Raw genomic sequence first — 20,826 nt, forward strand, 5'->3', positions numbered from 1 at the left:
CTGAAAACGATGACCTTAGAAACGATAGCGTAGGCCAACGCTGGCGGCATCGAAGTTATAGGCAGATTTGTCCAGGTAGCGCATGTAATCGGCGCCCAGTGACAAGTTATGGGCAATATCTACTTCCGCGCCAGCGCCATAGGAGAAGCCGCTTTCACGGTCACGGTCGAAATCGACCTCGGTGACACCGGCCAGCCCGTAGAGGCGGACATCCGGCGAGACGGGCAGGATACCCTTGGCGTAAACACCGGCCAGGTAATCGAGCTCTACGTTGCCATCAGAGCCGCCTGTGCCCAGGTGGCCTTCCAGGGCGAAAAACTCGTTGAACTGAGCACCACCACGCAGGCGAAGGCCGACATCGTCGCGGGATGAGCCGCGGTCGGGGTCCAGGCTCCAGAACATGGCATCGCCACCCACGTATCCTTGTGGGTATTGGAAAGATTGTTGGGCCTGAGCTGATGCCGCAAAAGTACCGGCGCCTACCAGCAGTGCCGCAGAGGCAAGGGAAAGAACGGACGTTTTCATGGGGTTCACCTCAGTTAAAAAACAGTGTTTCCTTACGCTGAACAAGTGTGGCTCAACCCCCGAGATAACGCAAATGCTGCCCCACGCTTTGCATATAATTTCCTTTTTTCGGCGCCCGGTGGCGTGGGCTAGCGGCCTTTCGACAGGCTGAGCACCACAATGCCCCCCACCACCACCGCGCCGCCCAGCAGCTGGCTGGGGCTGAGCATTTGTCCCAGCACCAGGTAGCCGATCAGCAGCGAAGCCACCGGCTCGAAGTTCATCACGGGGGCGTTGCGCGCCATGTCCAGGCGGGGCACGAAGATGAACAGCACCGAAAACGCGCTGCCGTAAAGCAGTGCCAGCATGATGAGCCCTGCCCAGCCGCTACTGTTATCGGGCAGGCTCATGCCGCCAGGCACTGCCCCCAGTAGCCCGCCAAGAATCATGGCCACGAATACGGTCTGCATGGTGAGCAGGCTACGCAGGGTACTGCCTACGCCTGCCAGGCGGTGCTCAGTGATCCACAGCGCACAGGCAAACGCAAAGGCCGCCAGCAGCCCAAAGCCAATGCCTGCCAGCCACTCAGGCCCCATGGCATCGGCGTTGGCCAACCAGCTGGGAATATCCAGCACTACCAGTAGGCCAATCAGTATGGTGCCCATGATCAGGCAGCTGCGCAGCGAAGGCCTGGGGCCACCCAGCGCCCAGCTAAGCAGCGCCAGTTGAATGGGAAAGGTGTTGACCAGCAGCAGGGCAATGACCACCGGCAGGCGAGCCACGGCGGAATACAGGCTGACGCTTTGCAGAGTGATCAACAGCCCCACCACCAGCTGCCAGCGCCAGGCACCGGGCGGCAGCCAGAAGCGCTTTTTCTGCAGCACGAACAGGCTCAGCAGGATCACGCAGGCCACCCCTGAACGCATCAATACCGCCAGCAGCAGCCCCGTACCGTTATCGAAGGCCAGCCGCGCCGACACGTGGTTGGCGGCGAACATGGTGGCCACACACATCATCAGCAGAATGGCGAGATGACGGGGCAAAAGCGCGGGGCTGGAAATCGACGACATAGGAACAAAACGGCTCACGTTAGGTTATATAAGGAACAGGATGACGACATTTTACATAGAAGGCTAACTAAATTCTTCGCTGATTTTCTCAGTCTCTGCATGTTAAACTAAAGTCTATCCCCCTTTCCTCCTGACTACTTTACAAAGGTTGTTATGAACGCACCGGTGCTGGTTATCAACTGTGGCTCTTCTTCCATTAAATACGCTTTGATTGATTCAGACCCTCAGGCACCGCGTCTAGCCGGTTTGGCAGAACGTCTGGGCAGCAGCGACGCTCGCCTGAAAGGCAAGAACAGCGCCGGTGAGAGCTTCACCCAGCCGCTGCCCGGCGCCGACCACGCCGAAGCGCTAAGCGCCATTCTGGAGCGCCTGGAAGGCCGCGTTCCCGGTGCCGTGGGCCACCGTATCGTGCATGGAGGAGAGCACTTCACCCAAGCGGCGCTGATCGACGACAGCGTGATTGCCGCCATCGAAACCACCGCAGCCCTGGCCCCGTTGCACAACCCTGCCAATCTGGCGGGTATTGCCGCCACGCGCAAGGTGTTTCCCGAGCTGCCCCAGGTGGCCGTCTTCGACACTGCCTTCCATCAGACACTGCCGCCCCGCGCTTACCGCTACGCGCTGCCGGAAGCGCTGTACACCGAACATGGCATTCGCCGCTACGGCTTTCACGGCACCAGCCATGCGTTCGTCAGCCAGCGCGCCGGGGAACTGAGCAGCCGTGGTGCAGGCGGCTGGCTGACCGCCCACCTGGGCAACGGCTGCTCCACCAGCGCCGTGTGGAACAACCAGAGCCTGGATACCAGCATGGGCCTTACCCCGCTGGAAGGCCTGGTAATGGGCACCCGCAGCGGTGACGTCGACCCCGGCCTGCATGCCCACCTGCATCGCCAACTGGGCTGGTCGGTGGAAGAGATCGATAACGTCCTGAACAAGCAAAGCGGCCTGCTGGGCCTTTCCGGCCTGACCAACGACATGCGTGAAGTGGAAGACCAGGCCATGGCTGGCCACCCCGGTGCCAAGCTGGCGCTGGACGTGTTCTGCTACCGCATCGCCAAGTCGCTGGCGGCGCTGTCCTGTGCATTACCCAGGTTAGACGGCGTGATCTTCACTGGCGGTATTGGCGAAAACTCGCCTATCGTACGTCGTGAAGTGCTGGCGCTGCTGCCCCACTTCGGTTTCAGTATGGACGAAGCCGCCAACGAAGCGACCATTCGCGGCAAGGAAGGCAAATTGGACACCGCGAGCCATAACGGCCCTGAAGTGTGGGTGATCCCCACCGATGAAGAGGGCCGCATTGCCATGGAAACCCGCTACTGTGTGGAGACCCCTTGAATGAACAGCTCTTCCGAGCAACCCCAAGCCATTCTGCTTGTCCCCACCAGCATGGGGGCAGGCTTGACCTCGGCCTGTCTGGGCCTGATTCAAGCGCTGGATACCATTGGCCTGAAAGCTGGCTTTCTGAAGCCGTTCATGCAGAACGAGCTGAACGGCCCGGGCCTTGACCGCTCGACGGCGCTGGTCTCGCGGACGCTGAACCAGCGCCCGCCCTCGCCTATTTCCCAGGCACGCCTGGAGCGGCTGCTGCGCGACGACCAGACCGACGAGCTGATGGAAAACGTCGTCGAGCTTTACGAGCAGGTCACCCAGCAGGCGTACCGCGACGGCAGCGCTCTGGACCTGGTGGTGGTGGAAGGCGTCGTGCCGACCCAGCACACCACCTACGCGACCCAGACCAACGCGCAGTTGGCGCATGCCCTGAACGCCCGCATCATCCTGGTGGGCACCGGCGACTTGAACGAGCCCCAGCACCTGGCGGAAGAGCTGGACATGCACGCTCGAAGCTTTGGCGGCGTCAGCTCCAGCCGCACCTTGGGCGGCATTCTGATGCGCATGAAAAACCTGCCCTACGGTCAGGAGGATGATCTTTCCGCTGCACCGGGCACCATCAAGCCGCAGTTGGAAGAGCCGGTACTCAACGAACTGCGACGCTACTCCCCGGCGCTAGCCACCGACCGCTTCCACCTGATTGGCGTGGTACCCTACAGCAAGACCCTGAGCGCCCCGCGCACACTGGACGTAGCACGAGCACTGAACGCCAAGGTGCTCAACGAAGGCGACGCCGCACAGCGCCGCGTGCTGTCGACCAGCCTGTGTGCCCGCCGCGCCGCCAACGCGCTGCATATTTTCACGCCCGGCAGCCTGGTGGTGGCCTCCGGCGACCGTGACGACGTGGTGCTGGCCTCGGCGCTGGCCACCATGAACGGCACTCAGCTGGCGGGCGTGCTGCTCACCAACGGGTTCCTTCCCAACGACGACATGATCGAGATGTGTCGCCCGGCGCTGAAGACCGGCCTGCCGGTGCTGACGGTGGAAACCGACAGCCTGACCACGGCCCAGAACCTCAGCCAGCTCAGCAGCGAAATTCCCATGGACGACTTCGAGCGCGCCGAGCAGGTGGCACGCTACGTGGCGGCACACATGGACCTGGAGTGGCTGAAAGCCAAACTGAGCCGTGGCTACCCCCGCCGCCTGTCGCCGTCGGCGTTCCGCCATCAGTTGGTGAAGCTGGCCCAGCAGGCCAAAAAGCGCATCGTGCTGCCGGAAGGCGACGAGCCGCGCACCATCGAAGCCGCCATCATCTGCCAGCGCCGTGGTATTGCCGACTGCGTTCTGCTAGGCAAGCGGGAGGACATCGAAAGCGTGGCCCACCACCGTGGCCTGACGCTGCCCGACACGCTGACCATCATCGACCCGGAAAGCACCCGCGCCAACTATATCGGCCCCATGGTCGAACGCCGCCGAGGCAAGCTCAACGAGCTGACCGCCGAAGCGCAACTTCAGGACAACGTGGTGCTGGGCACCATGATGCTGCAGCTGGATGAGGTGGACGGCCTGGTGTCGGGCGCGGTACACACCACCGCCAACACGGTTCGCCCGGCGTTTCAGCTGATCAAGACGGCCCCGGAGTACAACCAGGTCTCGTCGATCTTCTTCATGCTGCTGCCCGAGCAAGTGGTGGTGTACGGCGACTGCGCGGTGAACCCGGACCCGGACGCCGAAACCCTGGCGGAAATCGCCCTGCAGAGCGCGCGCTCTGCCGAGGCCTTCGGTATCGAGCCCCGGGTGGCGATGATCAGCTACTCCACCGGCGACTCCGGCACCGGCGCCGACGTGGATAAAGTCCGCGAAGCGACCCGCATCGCCAAGGAGCGCGCGCCGCACCTGGCCATCGACGGCCCGCTGCAGTACGACGCCGCCGCCATCGAAAGCGTGGGCAAGCAGAAAGCTCCCGACTCCCCCGTGGCGGGCAAGGCCACCGTGTTCGTGTTCCCCGACCTCAATACCGGCAACACGACCTACAAGGCCGTTCAGCGTAGCGCCCGAGTGGTCAGCGTGGGCCCGATGCTGCAAGGTTTGAACAAGCCGGTGAACGACCTGTCCCGCGGGGCACTGGTGGATGACATCGTCTACACCATCGCCCTCACCGCAATCCAAGCCAGCCAGCGGCAAGGCTAGGCACTCGCCGAGCCCTGTATACGTATCCGCTGAAAGCCACGCTAAAAAGAACGCCCCGAACAGTTCACTGTTCGGGGCGTTTCAGGTTTTGCGTCAGGTTCAATCGTTGTTAGGCATTACACCCACATGGGCACCATGGCTTCCAGCACCATCACCAAACTCATCGCGGTGATCGTCAGGATCGAGACGCCAAACACTTTCCTGGCCCAGCGAACATCGTCATCTAACCGATAGCCGCGTAGTGCCAGGTAGAGCCAGTAGCCGCCCATGACCAGCGCCACACACAGATACCCCATCCCCGCCTGACTGGCCAGGACCAGCGCCAGCGAGGCGGGAATAAACGCCACGATATAGCCCAGGATGTGATGCTTGGCCATTTTGATCCCGTGCACCACCGGCAGTACCGGGATTGATGCCCGCTGATAATCCGCATAGCGGAAAATCGCAATGGCATAGGAGTGCGGCATCTGCCACAGGCAGAAAATCACCAGTAGCATCAGCGCACCGCTATCGAACTGCCCCGTGACGGCACAGTAGCCCACCACCGGGGGCATGGCCCCGGAAAGGCTGCCCACCAGCGTACCGTACTCGGAGTGGCGCTTCATGTAGAGGCTGTAGACCCCGACATACACGCCCCAGCCAATCACCGCCAGCGCCACCGTCAAGCCATTGGTGCCCAACGCCAGGCACACGACCCCCGCCACGCCCAGCAGCGCCGAAATACCCAGTGCCTGGGTAATCGAGATACGCCCCTTGGCGAGCGGGCGATGGCGCGTACGCGCCATCAGTGCATCGATATCCCGGTCGATGACGTTGTTGCAGGCACAGCCCGAGGCAATCACCAGCGCAATGCCCAGCATCACCGAGGCAAACGTGACGACATCGAAGGTGCCGTGGGCGGCTAGAAAATAGCCCCCCAGCGTGGCGATCAAGTTACCGCCAATGATGCCCGGCTTGGTGAGCGCCAGCAGGTCTCGCCAGCGGCTCGGTGCCACGTTCAGCCGATCATCATGTTGAGATGCAGATGCTGCATGATCCATAAAGAGCCCCCTACCACCAGGACGAGTATCGTCAGTGTGAAAACGAAGGACATCAGATTCCACCCCTCGTCGGCTTTGGTATTCATATGCATGAACATGACCAGCTGGACCAGAATCTGCAGCACGGCTGTTACAGCGATGACCACCACCGTCGCGGCGGTGCTTAGCACACCGCTCATGACAACCGCAAACGGAATCACGGTTAGCACTAAAGATAGCAGAAGCCCGACAACATACGACTTAACGCTTCCATGGGAAGTCGTTGAATGCGCTGCTGAATGTGAAGACGATTGGCTCATGTCAAAGCACCCCCATCAGGTAGACGAACGAGAACACACAGATCCACACGATATCCAGGAAGTGCCAGAACAGGCTGAGACACAGGATACGCGGGCGCGTCATGGGCGTCAGGCCTTTGGTGGAAAGCTGCACCAGCATCACCAGAATCCATACCAGCCCCACCGTGACGTGCAGGCCGTGGGTGCCCACCAGGGTAAAGAACGACGACAGAAACGCGCTCTGGTCTGGCCCATACCCTTGATGAATCAGGTGATGAAACTCATACACTTCCATGCCGACAAAGGCAGCCCCCAAGGCAAAGGTGACCGCCAGCCACGCCTTGACCTGACCCACCCGCTCGGCATTCATGGCCAAAACGCCCATGCCAAAGGTGAAACTGCTGAACAGCAGCAGAAAGGTTTCGACCAGCACGAACGGCAGCTCGAAAATATCGGCAGCCGTAGGCCCCGCCGCCGTGCCCTTCATCATCATGTTGCCGCCAAAATCATTGGTGAAGAAGTGCATGCCGAAGTCGCGATCCAGCGTCAGCAGGGCAATGGTCGCGGTCAGAATGGGAAACGAGGCAATGATCAGGATATTGGCGCACAGCGATGTCCAGGTGAAGATCGGCATGCGGAACAGCGTCATGCCTTTGGTGCGCATTTTCAGGATCGTGACGAAGAAGTTGATGCCGGTGAGCGTCGTGCCTATCCCGGATATCTGCAAGGCCCATATCCAGTAATCGACCCCCAACCCCAGGGGCGGCCAAATGTGTTAGGCAACGCTGATGCTGAGGGAGCTGGCGGGATGGTTTTCCAGCAGGCCAGGGGCGCGCTCGTCGTCAGTGATCACCACGTCGAAATCGGCCAGCGAGGCAAAATAGGCGGGCCGTACGATGCCGAACTTGCTGGCATCGACCACTAGCAACCGCTGCATGGCGGTAGCAATCGCCGCTTGTTTGGGAGCCACTTCGTGGAAGTGAAAACAGCTCACTCCGCGCTCCCAGTCTACTCCTGCCGCTGAAATCAGCGCCTTGTTGATGCCCAGCCGTTCGATGGCATCCCGCATGCCATCGCTGCCGAAAGACTGCGACGAGGCGTGAAACAGCCCCCCCAGCAGCACCAGCCGCACGTTGGGCAGCGCGGCGACCGTGTTGGCCACGTTCAGCGCGTAGGTCACCACGGTCAGCTCGCGGAAGTGGCTCAGTTGGCCCAGCAAGGGAATCAGCGTAGAGCCACAGTCGACAAACAGCGTGTCGCCTTCGTCGATGAAACTGGCGGCACGCTGGCACAGGCGATGTTTGACATGATAGTGGCTGGCCTGCTGCTCGGTAAGGTCGTAGACCGGCGTCACGCCGGGGTAGCTGGTCATCACCAGCCGCCCCCCCAGCAGGCTCAAGGGAGATGGCTGCGTGGCGAGGTCTCGGCGAATGGTCATTTCCGACACTCCGCACAGCTCGGCGGCATCGCGCAGGTGCAGGGTTCCCCCGCTTGCCAGGGCTTCTTGCAGCATAGCCAGGCGCTGGGCACTCCGGTCATTCACAGGCATCTCCTTGTGATTCATCTTGTTATCGGGTTTCAGCGCTCAGGTAACGCTTATGCTGAGCCAGCGCCCCGCGAATTTCCACTCCCCTACCACTCTGTTTGCCGCCATGAGGCGCATGAAACACCCTGGCAGCGTTGATGTAACAATACTTGCAAATCAACGTTAAAAAAATAACACTCGATGTTATAATTTTAACATTAACGCCAGCCCGCACGACCCACAACGTCGGTATGCCACCTCTCGTGGCACCGTAATAACCCTTGTTGAGGCTTTCATGACCGCTTTATCCCCCTCTCACGTTTCTTCGCTCGTCACGCTTGGCGCTGGCGTTTTCCTGGCTGGTGCGCTGGCCGCAGCCCCGGCCGTTGCCAATGACGCAGCGAGTGGCCCAATGACCCCGCACTGGTCGTTTGCCAACGTTTCCCTGAACTACCTGGACTGGTCCAACGGCACCGAAGCGCGCACGGCGAGCAATGCCGCCAAGAGCGACTTCACGTTCGTTGAAATCGAAGGCGGCGTCGGCTTTAGCTGGGGCGAGTTCTACGGCTTCTTCGATTTCGAGAACCCGACCAACGACCAGTTCGACGAAGCCAGTGGCGGCAAGGACAACTTCCGTACCGCAGGCAAAGTGACCTCGCACATTTACCTGGGTGACAGCCCGCTGTCGCTTTACGCCCACGTTTATGACTTCCGCGACTACGGCTTCAATGGCCGCGAGCAGGACCAGATTCTCGGCCTGGGCTACCGCACGACGTTCGCCAACGGCCTGTGGTTCAAGCCCTTCATCGGTGCTGCCAGGGTTCAAAGTGATGGCTACACGGGCATGAACGGCTACATGGCTGGCTGGGTCGCGGGCTATGACTTCACCGCGCTGGACCAGAACTTCAGTGTGACCAACTGGCACGAGCAGACCTTCGGTCGCGACAGCGACTACCTTTCCCAAAACTTCGTCAACGGTACCGCAGGGAGCGTGGGTACCAACGGTGCATTGAGCCTTTGGTGGCACCCGTCTGACTTGATCACCACCGGCGTGCAGTATCGCTACTCAGAGAACAAGCTGGGTACACCCGACGCCTATCAGAACGCGATGATTTACTCAGTCAAGCTAAACTTGCTGTAATCGCTCCCACTTCTCACGCTCCGAAGGTACTCCCATGACCCTCATCATGAGCCTGGTTGGCATGGTCACTCTGGTGGCCATTGCGCTTGTTTTCTCCTATGACCGCAAGGCGATTCGCCTGCGTACCGTGCTGGGCGCCTTCGCGATCCAGGCGGGTATCGGTGCGTTCGTGCTCTACGTACCGTTTGGCCAGGCCGTTCTGCAGGCCATTTCGGCAGGCGTCAGCCAGGTGCTGGTCTACGCCAACGACGGTATCGGCTTTTTGTTTGGCGGGCTGGCTGACGTGGACAATGTCGGCTTCGTCTTCGCCATCAAAGTCCTGCCGGTCATCATCTTTTTCTCCTCGCTGATTGCCGTGCTCTACTATGTCGGCATCATGCAGTGGGTCATCCGGATTCTGGGTGGCGCATTGCAGAAGGCACTGGGCACCTCGCGCACCGAGTCGCTTTCGGCCACGGCCAACATCTTCGTGGGTCAGACCGAGGCACCGCTGGTGGTGCGCCCGTTCATTGCCCGCATGACCCCTTCGCAGCTGTTTGCGGTGATGTGTGGTGGCCTGGCTTCCGTGGCGGGTTCGGTGCTGGCGGGCTATGCCGCGCTGGGCATTCCCATGGAGTATCTGGTGGCGGCCTCGTTCATGGCGGCGCCTGGCGGCCTGCTGTTCGCCAAGCTGATCATGCCGGAAACCCAGAACGTGGAAGATAGCGACAGCGTTTCCAAGGTCGATGAAGAGCTGAAAGAGCAGGACGACAAGCCCGCCAACGTGCTGGATGCCGCCGCCGCCGGTGCTACGTCGGGCATGAAGCTGGCAGCCAACGTGGGTGCGATGCTGCTGGCTTTCATCGCCCTGATTGCGCTGGTCAACGGTATTCTGGGCGGCGTGGGCGGCTGGTTCGGTTTCGAGGCATTGAGCCTGGAGCTGATTCTGGGTTGGCTGTTCGCTCCGCTGGCCTTCCTGCTGGGCGTGCCCTGGGAAGAAGCCACCCTGGCGGGCTCGTTCATCGGCCAGAAGCTGGTGGTCAACGAGTTCGTGGCCTTTATCAACCTGGCCCCCTACATTGAAGGGGAACAGGTGGTGGCTGCCACGGGTCAATTGATGACGCCCCACACCATGGCCATCCTGTCATTTGCCTTGTGTGGTTTTGCCAACCTGTCGTCGATTGCCATTCTGCTCGGTGGCCTGGGCAGCATTGCCCCGACCCGCCGCAAGGAGATTGCCCGGTTTGGTGTGAAAGCCGTGCTGGCAGGCACGCTCTCCAACCTGATGTCTGCCTCGATTGCCGGTTTCTTCCTGGCGTTGAGCAGCCTCACCGCCTGACGCAGCGAGTACGCGATAACGCAACGGGCGCTGCTTTAGTACGCAGTGCCCGTTTTGTCTTTTACCGATTGATGAGAACTTCATGACTGCCACCGCTTCCCCCCAGCTTACCCAGGCCGCCCGTCACGCCCTGACGTTAATGGACCTCACCAGCCTGAACGACAGCGACACCGACAGCGTGATCGAAGCGCTGTGCCAGCAGGTCAAGACCCCCTACGGCCACCCGGCAGCGGTGTGCGTTTACCCCTCGTTCATCGTCACGGCAGCCCGTGCGCTGAGCGCCCACAAGCTGGATGACCAGGTCAAGATCGCCACGGTCACCAACTTCCCCCATGGGGGTGATGACATCATGGGCGCGGCCCGTGAAACCCGCGAAGCCGTGGCATCGGGTGCCCATGAAGTCGACGTGGTGTTCCCCTACCGCGCCTTGATGGCAGGCGATGAAGATACTGGCCGCGAGCTGGTGGAAATGTGCAAGGCCGCCTGTGGTGGCCAAGCATTGCTGAAAGTCATCATCGAGTCCGGCGAACTCAAGGACCCTGCGCTGATCCAACGTGCCAGTGAGTTGGCCATCGAAGGCGGCGCGGATTTCATCAAGACCTCGACCGGAAAAGTGCCGGTCAATGCCACGCTGGAAGCCGCCGAGATCATGCTCAAGGCCATCAAGGCCAGCGGCAAAGACGTTGGTTTTAAAGCCGCCGGCGGCGTACGCAGCGCAGAAGAAGCCGCTGAGTACCTGGCGCTGGCAGCCGACATCATGGGGCCGCAGTGGGTCACCCCGGCACACTTCCGGTTTGGTGCCTCCAGCCTGCTGGGCAACTTGTTGAACACACTCGACGGTGGCGCTGACGCGGCGCTGCTCTCCACTACCAACGGAGGCTACTAAATGTCGTCCAACGCTTCTCACCACGCGCTGCTCCCTCAAGAACTGATTCGCCTGAAGCGCGACGGCCAGCCGCTGCCCGCTGAAGAGATCAAGGCGTTCGTGCAAGGCATCGCCGATGACCGTATCAGCGATGCGCAGATCGGCGCCTTCACCATGTCGGTCTTTTTGAATGGCATGAGCCGCGAAGAAGTCGTGGCGCTGACCACCGCGACGCGCGATTCTGGCCACGTGATGCAGTGGGATTCGCTCAACCTGCCCGGCCCCATCGTGGACAAGCACTCCACCGGCGGCGTGGGCGATCTGGTGTCGCTGGTGCTGGGCCCGTGGGTCGCGGCCTGCGGCGCCTTCGTGCCGATGATTTCCGGCCGTGGCCTGGGCCACACCGGCGGTACCCTGGACAAGCTGGAATCCATCCCCGGCTACGACCCCTACCCCGCCCCCGAACGCTTCAGTGAGGTGGTGAAATCCACCGGCGTGGCGATCATCGGTCAAACCGGCAACCTCGCCCCGGCCGACAAGCGCATCTACGGCGTGCGTGATGTCACCGCCACCGTGGAATCCATCCCGCTGATCACGGCCTCGATTCTGGGCAAAAAGCTGGCCTCTGGCCTAGACGCCCTGGTAATGGACGTCAAAGTGGGCAGCGGCGCGTTCATGCCCACCCCGGAAAAGTCCCGCGAACTGGCCAAAAGCATCGCCAACGTGGCCACCCAGGCAGGCACACCCACCACCGCCCTGCTCACCGACATGAGCCAGCCACTGGCTCCATGTGCCGGTAACGCGGTAGAAATCGTCGAAACCCTGGCGCTGCTGCGCGGCGAGCGAGCCAACAGCCGCGTGATGCAGGTCACCCGCGAACTGGCCGTTGAAATGCTCATCGCGGGCAAGCTGGTGAACCATCGTGAAGAAGCCCTCGCCAAGCTGGACAAAGCGCTGACCTCTGGCGCGGCGGCGGAAGTCTTCGCCCGTATGGTGCGCGAACTGGGCGGCCCCGCCGACTTCATGGAGCGCTCGGACAGCTACCTGGCCACCGCCCCTGTGGTTCAAGCGGTCTACCCCGAGCAGAGCGGTATCGTGCAGCGTTTCGATACCCGCGCCGTGGGCATGAGCGTGGTGGAGCTGGGCGGCGGCCGTCTGCGTAACGACGCCAGCGTCGATCACAGCGTGGGCTTCAGCGACATCGTCGAAATCGGCGACCGTGTGGATAGCCAGCGCCCGCTGGCCATCGTCCACGCCCGCACGGAAGAGGCCGCGACCCGTGCCGCTGCTCAGCTTCGTGCGGCGGTCACCATTGGCGATGCCGACGCCACCGCCGACACCCTGTTGCAAGAGACCTTCCGAGGAGAAGCCTGATGCGCCGCGCCATCGTCCTGGTACTCGACTCTTTCGGGATCGGTAGCGCCCCCGATGCCGCCACCTTTGGTGACCAGGGGTCAGATACTCTGGGCCACATCGCCGCCGCCTGCGCACGAGGCGAAGCCGACACCGCCGAGCGCTCCGGCCCATTGTCGCTGCCCAACATGGCCGCGCTAGGCCTGTTCCACGCCCACCGCGACGCCACTGGCAGCGTGGCGGAAGGCGTCAGTTTGCCCGACCAACTGACGGGCGCTTACGCCCACGCCAAAGAGATCTCCAGCGGCAAGGACACCCCTTCCGGCCACTGGGAGATTGCCGGTGTGCCGGTGCGTTTCGACTGGGGCTACTTCCTCGATAAAACCGACAGTTTCCCGCTGGAACTGCTGGACGCCATCATTCGTGACGCCGAGCTGACCGGCGTGATCGGCAACTGCCACGCCTCAGGCACCGAGATCATCGCTCGCCTGGGCGAAGAGCATATCGCCACCGGCAAGCCGATCGTGTACACCTCGGCCGACTCCGTGTTCCAGATTGCCGCCCATGAAGAGCACTTCGGCCTGGAACGCCTCTATGCGCTGTGCGAAACCGTCCGCGAGCTGCTGGAGCCCTACAACATTGGCCGCGTCATCGCCCGACCGTTCATTGGCGAAGACCGTGCAAGCTTTGCGCGCACCGGCAACCGCCGCGACTACAGCGTCGAGCCGCCCAGCCCCACCGTGCTGCAAAAGCTCGCCGATGCCGGGGGCGAAGTGGTGTCGATTGGCAAGATCGCCGACATCTACGCCCACTGCGGCATCACCCACAAGGTCAAGGCCAGCGGCCACGATGCCCTGATGGATGCCACCCTGGCGGAAGTCGCGCGCACCGCCAACGAAACCAGCGACCGCCCGACCATGATCATGACCAACTTCGTGGATTTCGATTCGGTCTACGGCCATCGCCGGGACGTACCGGGCTACGCCGCCGCGCTGGAGCACTTCGACGCCCGCCTGCCGGAGCTGCTGGCAGCCCTCGATGACGACGACCTGCTACTGCTCACCGCCGACCACGGCTGCGACCCCAGTTGGGAAGGCACCGAGCACACCCGCGAATACGTGCCGATCATGGTACGCGGCGCAGGCTTCGCCCCCGGCCCGCTGGGCGAGCGCGGCACCTTTGCCGACATTGGCCAAACCCTTGCGGCGTTCTTCGCCGTAGACGCCATGGCCGACGGCGAGAGCTTTTTACCTGACGCTGCTTAAAGGCAAATAACCAACCTCTAGCAAAAAATCGAGCAAGGTCTGAATCAGCCCGTAGCGGGGGTCTTTCGCCAAGGCCGGAAAATGTTCCCAACAATTCCGGCATTTCCGCCATCCATGGCGGTCAGATGGCGAAAGTAGCGCCCAGGGAAGGGTTCACAGCGCCCCCGCGAAGGGCTGATTCAGACCGTTAAATTATATGGGAGCGTGACATGGCTACACCGCATATTAATGCCGAAATGGGCGATTTCGCCGATACCGTCCTGATGCCTGGCGACCCGCTGCGCGCCAAGTACATCGCCGACACCTACCTGGAGAACGTGCGCCAGGTCAACGACGTGCGCAGCATGTTCGGCTACACCGGCACTTATAAAGGCCGCGAGATTTCCGTCATGGGCCACGGCATGGGCATCCCCTCCGTGTCGATCTATGCCAAAGAGCTGATTACCGATTACGGCGTGAAGTCGATCATCCGCGTGGGCTCCTGCGGCGCGGTACGTGACGATGTCAACGTGCGCGACGTGGTGATTGGGCTGGGTGCCAGCACCGACTCCAAAGTGAACCGCATGCGCTTCAATGACCACGACCTGGCCGCCATTGCCGACTTCGAGCTGGCCAGCCACGCCGTGGCGGCCGCCAAAGCGCAGAACGTCGCCGTGAAAGTCGGCAACATTTTCTCGGCGGACCTGTTCTACAACCCGCAGACCGACATGGCCGAGTTGATGAAGCGCTACGGCATCGTCGGCGTCGAGATGGAAGCCGCAGGCCTGTACGGCGTGGCCGCCGAGTTCGGTGCCCGTGCACTGACCATCTGCACCGTCTCCGACCACATTCTGAAAGGTGACTCGCTCTCCAGTGCCGACCGTCAAACCACCTTCAACGACATGATGGTGATTGCCCTCGACACCGTTCTGCGCGATGACGCCGCCAAGGCGTAATGCCCGGCGTCTTGAGCCCATAGACATCCTGAACACAGAGAGAGAATAGCGCCATGAGCCACGCGGATCAGGCATTGGTCGACACGCTGCTGACCACCCTGGGCAACGCCTACGCGCCCTACTCCAACCACCCCGTGGCGGCGGTGATGGAGTGCCCCGACGGCCAGCAGTTTGCCGGTAGCAACGTGGAAGTCGCCCACTACAAAGGGCTGTGTGCCGAAGCCTCGGCGATTTCTGCCATGGTTACTGCTGGCCAGCGCGAGCTGGCCAAGGTCTACGTGATGGGCCCCGGCGAGCACCTCTGCACGCCCTGCGGCGACTGCCGCCAGCGCATCCGCGAATTCGCCACCCCCAGCACGCAAATCATGGTGCTCTCCAAACAGGGCGAGGTGTTGAAAACCTACACCATGGACAGCCTGCTGCCCGACGCTTTTGGGCCGGAGCAGCTGCCGGGGCGTTAAGCCGTTTCCCGCAGCACCAGCGCCACCGGCAGCGACACGTGCCGGGGCGCTTTTCCTGCCAACGCATCGCCCAGCAGCTCCACGCTCATCGTCGCAATGGCGGCAATGTCCTGGCGTACCGTGGTCAACCCCGTGGCCAGAGTGGGCAGGTCGTCAAAGCCGGTGACGGCTACCTCGCTGGGCACACGAATACCGCTGTCTTCCAGGGCGGCCACGCAGCCCAGCGCCAGCTCGTCGGTGGCACAGACCAGCGCGTCGAAGGACAAGGGGGCGTCTGGGCGCTCCTTGAGCAGGCGGTTGAGCTGGCGATAGCTGGTCAGGGAGTCCGAGGTCAGCCGATGCGGCAGGCTGATCCACTGCTCGCTGAGCCCTGCCTGCGTGACGGCACGCTGATACCCGGAAAGGCGGCTGAGAGGCCTCGGCACGTCCAGCTCTCCCCCCACAAACGCAATCCGCGTTCGCCCTTGCTCGATCAGGTGCTGCGTCATCTGGTAAATGCCCGAGACATCGTCCGGGGCAACCGAAAAGCCGTCTCCTGCGTTGCCAATTCGTACGAAGGGAACACCCGCTGCCTGCAGAAGGCCTGGTCTGGCATCTTCCGCCGTTTCGCCCAGCAAGATCGCGGCTCCTGCCCGCTCGGGCAGCTCATGGGTCTGATCGTGATGAAAAAACACCGGTACCATGCCTTGCTGGTGCAGGGCCACGGTCAGGTGCTGGTAGAGCAGAATATAGTAGGGCCGCAGCTCGATATCCTGTCGCCCAAGGGAGATCCCCACCACCGCCGCCTTACCGCTGATCAGTTGGCGGGCGGCGGCGCTGGGTTGATAGGCCAGCTCACGGCTGATGGTCAGAATCCGCTCGCGCAGCGCGTCGCTCAGCCCGGGCTTGCCGTTCAAGGCTCGGCTGACCGACGCGATGGATACCTCGGCACGCCGGGCAATTTCGCGGATGGTCGCCGCCGGTGCGCTCGATGTGTGCTGTTTCATGCCTGGCCTCAGCCGCCGTTGGGGGGCTTGATTGTACAAAAAGCGGGGCGGAAAATCGCCGCCCCCTGCGCAAGCAACCACGTGCCAGCCAAGCCCTTGCGTTACCAGCCGCGTCTTGCCAGGCGCGAGAGTTCTCCCTCCAGCTGCTGCACGGCCAGCACCTCGTCATCCTCATACAGTACCGGGCACGTGGGGTTACGGCCAAACTCGATGGCGTGGGCTTTCTGCTGGGCTTCGGCGGTCAGATGAAATCTGCTGATCAACTGGCAATTGCCAGGCTGCGGTCTTCCAGGCTGGAAACAAAACAGGCATCCAGCACGGTTTGAATGGCCGCGCCCCGGGCAAAGTCGGGCTGGTCGTTTTCCCCAGTGCGAATGCTCTCGATAAAGCGCTGGTAGATGCTGGGCGTGGGCGGCGCCTTGACGGTGCTCCAGCGAGCGGGATGCACGTCATCGTTCAGACATACCTGAACTTCATCCTTGGAGGCATCGAGATCCACGCGGATCGCCCCCTTGTCGCCGTGAACGCTCAGCGTCAACGAGTTGTGGTGCCCGGTTGCCCAGCGGGTCGCCTGAATCGTGCCCATGGCGCCGTTGGCAAAGCGCACGCGCATCAGCGCCGTGTCGTTGGCGTCCAGCAGGTAGTCGCCGATGCGGTTGCCCGGGGCTTTGTCGAAGCAGGTGAGTTCGCAGTTGACGCGGGTGATATCACCCACCGGGAAGCTGGCAAAATCGACGATATGCACGCCCACATCGCCCAGCACGCCTTTACTGCCGTGGGCTTCCGAGAGCCGCCAGAGCCACTGGCTATCCTCATCCCAGCGCCCCCAGGCGTTGCTTACCAGCCAGCTCTGGCGATAGCTGGCATCCACGTGGCGAACGGTGCCGATGGCGCCGCCGGTAATCAGCGCTCGGGCGTGCTGAATGGCGGGGGCGTCACGGTAGCTCAGATTGACCATGTTGATGACCTTGGCGGCCTGGGCGGCAGCGACCATCTCGTGGGCATCCTCGGCATTGGTGGCCAGGGGCTTTTCACACAGGATGTGTTTACCCGCCGCAATGGCCGCCAGCGACGTGGCCTTGTGCACGCCATCCGGAGTGACATTGCTCACCGCGTGAATATCGTCGCGGGCCAGCATGTCGTCCAGCGACTGGTACACATCGGCAATGCCATGGCGCTCGGCGAAGGCCTGCGCCTTGGTGAAATCACGGTCGCATACGGCAACTACTTCGACGCCTTCGAGTCGACCATAGTGCTTGGCGTGCTCCCCCGCCATGCTGCCCGCGCCAATAATCGCAATACGGATCATTTGAAGCCCTCCTCACCGGGTTTGTGCAGGCTTTCTCCCTTGATCTCGACCGGGTTGGGCGCCTGGTCGGCGGGGACGTTGGGGCAGCTGTCGATCCACCGGGAGCCTTCCGGCTGTGCCCAGACCACGGCGTTCTTGAGCACCCGCTTTACCTGCTCGTCGTAGTAGATCGGGTAGGTTTCGTGGCCGGGACGGAAGTAGAAAATCTTGCCGTTACCGCGCTTGTAGGTCAGGCCGGAGCGGAACACTTCGCCGCCTTCGAAGGCACTGATGAAAATCACCTCGTCCGGGTTGGGCACCGCAAAGGGTTCGCCGTACATTTCGGTATGGGGCAGTTCGATGTAATCTCCGAGCCCTTGCACGATGGGGTGGCCAGGATTCACCACCCAGAGCCGCTCACGCTCGCCGGCTTCTCGCCACTTCAGTGAGCAGGTAGTGCCCATCAAGCGTTTGAAGATTTTCGAGTAGTGGCCGGAGTGCAGCACGATCAAGCCCATGCCCTGCAGCACGCGCGTTTGCACGCGGTCGACGGTCTCTTCCAGCACGTCGCCGTGGGCGGCGTGGCCCCACCACAGCAGCACGTCGGTATTCTCCAGCGTCTCTTCGTCAAGCCCCTGCGCCGGGTCTTGCAGCGTGACCGCCGTGGCCGTTAGCGCTTCCGCTTCATTCAACCCGTCGGCGATGCACTGGTGCATGCCGGTGGGGTAAATACGCGCCACTACGTCGTTGGTTTGTTCGTGGACGTTTTCGCCCCATACGGTGACTCGGAGTGTCATGTCGTTCTCCTCAGCGTTGAGAGGTACTTGCTCACGGGTGTGAGCGCTGAGGAGAAAAGTAAACGTTTACTCAATAAGAGTAAACGTTTACTTATTGGATTTTAGTCGAACACCACCGACGCGCTGGCGTCAGGTTCTATTGCTGTTCAGACCGGGGCTTCGTCGGGGCGGTTCTCGGCGACGCGCTCGACATCCACGATGCCCGAGCGGCTGACCACGACTTTCCAGCGCGCCAGGTAAGGGGCATCTTCGCTGCCCGTTTCGCGCACCACCAGGTTGAACAGGTGGCGGCGCTCGACACTTTCCCGCACCGCCTGCCCCTCTTTCAGGCGATAGATATGGTGCTTATCCTTGCTCATCAGGCGGGTCAGCATGGAGAGGTCTATGCTCAGGGTTTCGCGGGTATGCTCATAGCCGCTCAAGAAGCGTGTGGGGGACATGCGCGAGCTGGAGCGATAGTGCATGACCACCTCTTCGCGCTGGGCCACCGTGCGCCGCCGCATCTGCTGTATGTCCTGGTCGAGGGCGGTATAGCGCTTGTAGTCGAACCATTCGAGCTGCCGACCGACCAGCGCATTGTGGGTAGGGTCGATGTATTGTCGCCGCCACTTGGGTCGGCCTCTTCTCAGCCATCGCCATAGGGTATTGCGCAGGTCGTCCTTGAACACTTCGCGCATGGCGTAGAGCAGCGCCATGGCCAGCACGAACAGTGCGGTGATGTCGCCAATCACGTCGCGCAGGTGCAGTACCCCCAACGACACGAAGGCCATGACCACCGCGGTGGCCAGGGCCTTGACGGCTTTCTGTTCGCCGCTACCCAGCTCCAGCGAGCGCTGCTTGAGCGTGATCGGGTACTCGATCAGCCGTCGCAGCAGGCGCATCTTGTTGGACATGCGAGTGGGGTCATCGCGTACGCGCTCGGCGTTGTACTCCTGCTGCTCGCGGTACTCGCCTTCACGGTGGCAGATAGTCACCAGGCGTCGTTTGACCTCGCTGAATTTCCCGCCCTTGGGCATGTGGGCCACCAGCGCCAACAGCTGCTGCTCGGTGAACCAGGAAAGATAGTTGTCGATATTGGCAAAGTATTTATAGAGCCGTTCATCGGTGGGCGGGTTACGCCGCAAGCGCTTGAGTATGCCGTCGCTCAGGTCGCTCATCTCGACCAGCTGGTCATAAAGCTCGTTCGCCTTGTCGTGGGTGCTGCTCTTCTCCTCACCCTGCAGGCGACGCAGTTTACGAGCCGTGGAGAGCATGCCCTGGGTGGTGCGCTCCAGCGCCACCACGTACTGGTAGGCGTAGAGACTGAGGCTCAAGCGGTAGGAGTCGCTGCCCAGCTGGTTACGGCTGGCCAGGCGGCTATGCACCAGCGGCAGATGGTACTCGTCGCTGTAGTAAGTGCGCGAGACGTTGATGGCAGCGTGATAAAATACTTCTTCGGAGATGATGTGCGTACTCAGCCCCAGCTCCTGGGGCACGAACAAGTACACATCCAGCGTATGTGAGGTCTCTTCCTTCAGCCGTCGAGACAAGCGCAGTTGGAAGCTATTTTTACGTTCAACGTTGATCACCCTCACTTATCTCCTGCTTTCATGCCAGACTCGATGATATACCATGGTGAGCTCGCGAGTACGGCTGACAGAGCGTCGTCTGCCAGCGCACCTTGATACCAAAGAGCCATACCATCAAGGCTGCGCCATCAGGACTGTACCATGAAGACTGTGCCGTGAAGACCGCGCCATGCAGCGCATGGCATGGATCAGCGCTTTACTTCTTCGCCTTGGAGCCCAGGGATGCCCATCGCCCGTTTTTCACCCTTTGAGCTGCTGCTGCTAAAAAGCCGAAGCCAAGTGGATACGGCCACGCTACTGCTGCTTGGCTGGGTGCTCGTGCATCGTCAGCACGTTTCCGAGGGGCAACGCCGACGTCGGCTGGCCCAGGTCAGCGCGCAGTTTCGCCATGGGCACGAGCTGGGGCCGATCATGAGCATTGCCCATAGCCAGGACCTTCACGCCATTCAATTGGCCGCCGAAGTCGTGCGCAAAGAGTGCTCCAGGGAGCGCAGTCTCAGCGTGATGCACCAGGCCATCACAGTGGCTACCGACGATGGCGAGCTGTCACTGGCCAACCACTATATTCTGCGCTTTCTGGCCGACCTGCTGAACGTGGTGCCCGCGACCCTGAACACCCTGTTTCAGGAACTGACCGGCAAGCCGCTGCGAGCCCCGGAAGACCCTAGCCGCGATGCCTATTGGCAGGTGCACGACCCGGCGTATTACGCCCACAAGGCCGAGCAGGAAGCCCAGGCCGCCGAGCGAGCACAGGCCGCCCAGGCACAGGCCGAACAGCAGCAGCGTGCCAAAGCCGACAAGCAGCATGCGCGCGCCCAGCGCCAACAGCAAAAACAGCAGCGTAAGGAGGAAGCGCGCCAGGCCAGGCAGCGTGCCGAGCAAGCCCAGGAGCACGCACGTGCAGAGCAGCAGC

At 61.9% G+C, this 20,826-nt stretch carries 21 protein-coding genes; 10 read left to right on the plus strand and 11 right to left on the minus strand.

All coding sequences use genetic code 11. The annotated features are described in order from the left end of the window. Positions 1-15: 15 nt before the first annotated feature. Positions 16-525, minus strand: coding sequence for a porin family protein (locus tag B7L71_RS10165; protein WP_081137700.1), 510 nt, complete (start codon positions 523-525; stop codon positions 16-18). A gap of 128 nt (positions 526-653) precedes the next feature. Further along, on the minus strand, positions 654-1,574 hold the full coding sequence (locus B7L71_RS10170; RefSeq protein WP_016914665.1) for an EamA family transporter: 921 nt from the start codon (positions 1,572-1,574) through the stop codon (positions 654-656). Positions 1,575-1,727: 153 nt separating this feature from the next. On the opposite strand from B7L71_RS10170, the gene B7L71_RS10175 reads away from it, so the two are divergent. Beyond that, on the plus strand, positions 1,728-2,909 hold the full coding sequence (locus tag B7L71_RS10175; protein ID WP_081137702.1) for an acetate/propionate family kinase: 1,182 nt from the start codon (positions 1,728-1,730) through the stop codon (positions 2,907-2,909). Next, on the plus strand, positions 2,910-5,093 hold the full coding sequence (gene pta, locus B7L71_RS10180; protein ID WP_081137704.1) for a phosphate acetyltransferase: 2,184 nt from the start codon (positions 2,910-2,912) through the stop codon (positions 5,091-5,093). A 116-nt stretch (positions 5,094-5,209) separates the two neighbouring features. On the opposite strand, the gene cyoE is transcribed toward pta, so the two are convergent. The 4 genes from cyoE to B7L71_RS10200 are packed head-to-tail and all read right to left on the minus strand — an operon-like array spanning position 5,210 to position 7,954. Next, a complete protein-coding gene (cyoE, locus tag B7L71_RS10185; RefSeq protein WP_026001798.1) occupies positions 5,210-6,133 on the minus strand; it encodes a heme o synthase in 924 nt (307 codons plus the stop codon). Continuing rightward, positions 6,091-6,432, minus strand: coding sequence for a cytochrome o ubiquinol oxidase subunit IV (gene cyoD / locus B7L71_RS10190; protein ID WP_081137706.1), 342 nt, complete (start codon positions 6,430-6,432; stop codon positions 6,091-6,093). Before cyoD ends, cyoE begins: the two co-directional genes overlap by 43 nt. A gap of 1 nt (position 6,433) precedes the next feature. Then, on the minus strand, positions 6,434-7,138 hold the full coding sequence (gene cyoC / locus B7L71_RS10195; protein WP_232710713.1) for a cytochrome o ubiquinol oxidase subunit III: 705 nt from the start codon (positions 7,136-7,138) through the stop codon (positions 6,434-6,436). A 48-nt stretch (positions 7,139-7,186) separates the two neighbouring features. Further along, positions 7,187-7,954: a DeoR/GlpR family DNA-binding transcription regulator gene (locus B7L71_RS10200; protein WP_081137710.1), complete on the minus strand. Its 768-nt coding sequence runs from the start codon at positions 7,952-7,954 to the stop codon at positions 7,187-7,189. 277 nt (positions 7,955-8,231) lie between these two features. Here B7L71_RS10200 and B7L71_RS10205 point away from each other — a divergent pair, with 277 nt between their 5' ends. The 7 genes from B7L71_RS10205 to cdd all read left to right on the plus strand — a co-directional run bounded on the left by B7L71_RS10205 (position 8,232) and on the right by cdd (position 15,274). Then, the gene (locus B7L71_RS10205) at positions 8,232-9,077 is read left to right on the plus strand and encodes an outer membrane protein OmpK (protein ID WP_081137712.1); all 846 of its coding nucleotides are present in this window, start codon (positions 8,232-8,234) and stop codon (positions 9,075-9,077) included. Positions 9,078-9,111: 34 nt separating this feature from the next. Then, the gene (locus B7L71_RS10210) at positions 9,112-10,395 is read left to right on the plus strand and encodes a NupC/NupG family nucleoside CNT transporter (protein ID WP_081137714.1); all 1,284 of its coding nucleotides are present in this window, start codon (positions 9,112-9,114) and stop codon (positions 10,393-10,395) included. A gap of 82 nt (positions 10,396-10,477) precedes the next feature. Continuing rightward, a complete protein-coding gene (gene deoC, locus B7L71_RS10215) occupies positions 10,478-11,281 on the plus strand; it encodes a deoxyribose-phosphate aldolase (protein WP_081137716.1) in 804 nt (267 codons plus the stop codon). Beyond that, entirely contained in the window at positions 11,282-12,634 is a 1,353-nt protein-coding gene (deoA, locus tag B7L71_RS10220; protein WP_081137718.1) for a thymidine phosphorylase, read from the plus strand. Further along, positions 12,634-13,878, plus strand: a complete 1,245-nt coding sequence (locus B7L71_RS10225; protein WP_081137720.1) for a phosphopentomutase — start codon at positions 12,634-12,636, stop codon at positions 13,876-13,878. Before deoA ends, B7L71_RS10225 begins: the two co-directional genes overlap by 1 nt. A gap of 209 nt (positions 13,879-14,087) precedes the next feature. After that, positions 14,088-14,813, plus strand: coding sequence for a purine-nucleoside phosphorylase (deoD, locus tag B7L71_RS10230; RefSeq protein WP_016914679.1), 726 nt, complete (start codon positions 14,088-14,090; stop codon positions 14,811-14,813). A gap of 53 nt (positions 14,814-14,866) precedes the next feature. Further along, positions 14,867-15,274 carry a cytidine deaminase gene (gene cdd / locus B7L71_RS10235; RefSeq protein WP_081137722.1) on the plus strand — a complete coding sequence of 136 codons (408 nt, stop codon included), beginning with the start codon at positions 14,867-14,869 and terminating at the stop codon, positions 15,272-15,274. Here the strand turns inward: cdd and B7L71_RS10240 are convergent. From B7L71_RS10240 to B7L71_RS10255, 5 genes are all read right to left on the minus strand, one after another. Beyond that, positions 15,271-16,260, minus strand: coding sequence for a LacI family DNA-binding transcriptional regulator (locus B7L71_RS10240; RefSeq protein WP_081137724.1), 990 nt, complete (start codon positions 16,258-16,260; stop codon positions 15,271-15,273). The two genes, cdd and B7L71_RS10240, sit on opposite strands and share 4 nt — an antisense overlap. A 101-nt stretch (positions 16,261-16,361) precedes the next feature. Beyond that, positions 16,362-16,523 (minus strand): hypothetical protein, encoded by a 162-nt coding sequence (locus tag B7L71_RS17350; RefSeq protein WP_016914682.1) that lies wholly within the window; start codon positions 16,521-16,523, stop codon positions 16,362-16,364. Next, a complete protein-coding gene (locus B7L71_RS10245) occupies positions 16,520-17,569 on the minus strand; it encodes a Gfo/Idh/MocA family protein (RefSeq protein WP_081137726.1) in 1,050 nt (349 codons plus the stop codon). Before B7L71_RS10245 ends, B7L71_RS17350 begins: the two co-directional genes overlap by 4 nt. After that, positions 17,566-18,345 carry a ThuA domain-containing protein gene (locus tag B7L71_RS10250; RefSeq protein ID WP_016914684.1) on the minus strand — a complete coding sequence of 260 codons (780 nt, stop codon included), beginning with the start codon at positions 18,343-18,345 and terminating at the stop codon, positions 17,566-17,568. Before B7L71_RS10250 ends, B7L71_RS10245 begins: the two co-directional genes overlap by 4 nt. A gap of 146 nt (positions 18,346-18,491) precedes the next feature. Next, positions 18,492-19,913: a hypothetical protein gene (locus B7L71_RS10255; protein ID WP_016914685.1), complete on the minus strand. Its 1,422-nt coding sequence runs from the start codon at positions 19,911-19,913 to the stop codon at positions 18,492-18,494. Positions 19,914-20,135: 222 nt separating this feature from the next. On the opposite strand from B7L71_RS10255, the gene B7L71_RS10260 reads away from it, so the two are divergent. Then, a partial coding sequence (locus tag B7L71_RS10260) for a molecular chaperone DnaJ (RefSeq protein WP_081137728.1) occupies positions 20,136-20,826 on the plus strand: 691 nt, incomplete at its 3' end.

This window comes from Halomonas sp. BC2 (assembly GCF_002078115.1).
GTDB lineage: Bacteria > Pseudomonadota > Gammaproteobacteria > Pseudomonadales > Halomonadaceae > Vreelandella > Vreelandella stevensii.

Bases quoted from the DNA above. Each gene is read 5' to 3' on its own strand.
- deoC (WP_081137716.1), top strand. From the start codon at position 10,478: ATGACTGCCACCGCTTCCCCCCAGCTTACCCAGGCCGCCCGTCACGCC.
- cdd (WP_081137722.1), top strand. From the start codon at position 14,867: ATGAGCCACGCGGATCAGGCATTGGTCGACACGCTGCTGACCACCCTG.
- B7L71_RS10175 (WP_081137702.1), top strand. From the start codon at position 1,728: ATGAACGCACCGGTGCTGGTTATCAACTGTGGCTCTTCTTCCATTAAA.
- B7L71_RS10165 (WP_081137700.1), bottom strand. From the start codon at position 525: ATGAAAACGTCCGTTCTTTCCCTTGCCTCTGCGGCACTGCTGGTAGGC.
- B7L71_RS10205 (WP_081137712.1), top strand. From the start codon at position 8,232: ATGACCGCTTTATCCCCCTCTCACGTTTCTTCGCTCGTCACGCTTGGC.
- deoD (WP_016914679.1), top strand. From the start codon at position 14,088: ATGGCTACACCGCATATTAATGCCGAAATGGGCGATTTCGCCGATACC.
- cyoD (WP_081137706.1), bottom strand. From the start codon at position 6,432: ATGAGCCAATCGTCTTCACATTCAGCAGCGCATTCAACGACTTCCCAT.
- B7L71_RS10225 (WP_081137720.1), top strand. From the start codon at position 12,634: ATGCGCCGCGCCATCGTCCTGGTACTCGACTCTTTCGGGATCGGTAGC.
- B7L71_RS10250 (WP_016914684.1), bottom strand. From the start codon at position 18,345: ATGACACTCCGAGTCACCGTATGGGGCGAAAACGTCCACGAACAAACC.
- cyoE (WP_026001798.1), bottom strand. From the start codon at position 6,133: ATGGATCATGCAGCATCTGCATCTCAACATGATGATCGGCTGAACGTG.
- B7L71_RS10170 (WP_016914665.1), bottom strand. From the start codon at position 1,574: ATGTCGTCGATTTCCAGCCCCGCGCTTTTGCCCCGTCATCTCGCCATT.
- deoA (WP_081137718.1), top strand. From the start codon at position 11,282: ATGTCGTCCAACGCTTCTCACCACGCGCTGCTCCCTCAAGAACTGATT.
- B7L71_RS10210 (WP_081137714.1), top strand. From the start codon at position 9,112: ATGACCCTCATCATGAGCCTGGTTGGCATGGTCACTCTGGTGGCCATT.
- B7L71_RS10240 (WP_081137724.1), bottom strand. From the start codon at position 16,260: ATGAAACAGCACACATCGAGCGCACCGGCGGCGACCATCCGCGAAATT.
- B7L71_RS10245 (WP_081137726.1), bottom strand. From the start codon at position 17,569: ATGATCCGTATTGCGATTATTGGCGCGGGCAGCATGGCGGGGGAGCAC.
- pta (WP_081137704.1), top strand. From the start codon at position 2,910: ATGAACAGCTCTTCCGAGCAACCCCAAGCCATTCTGCTTGTCCCCACC.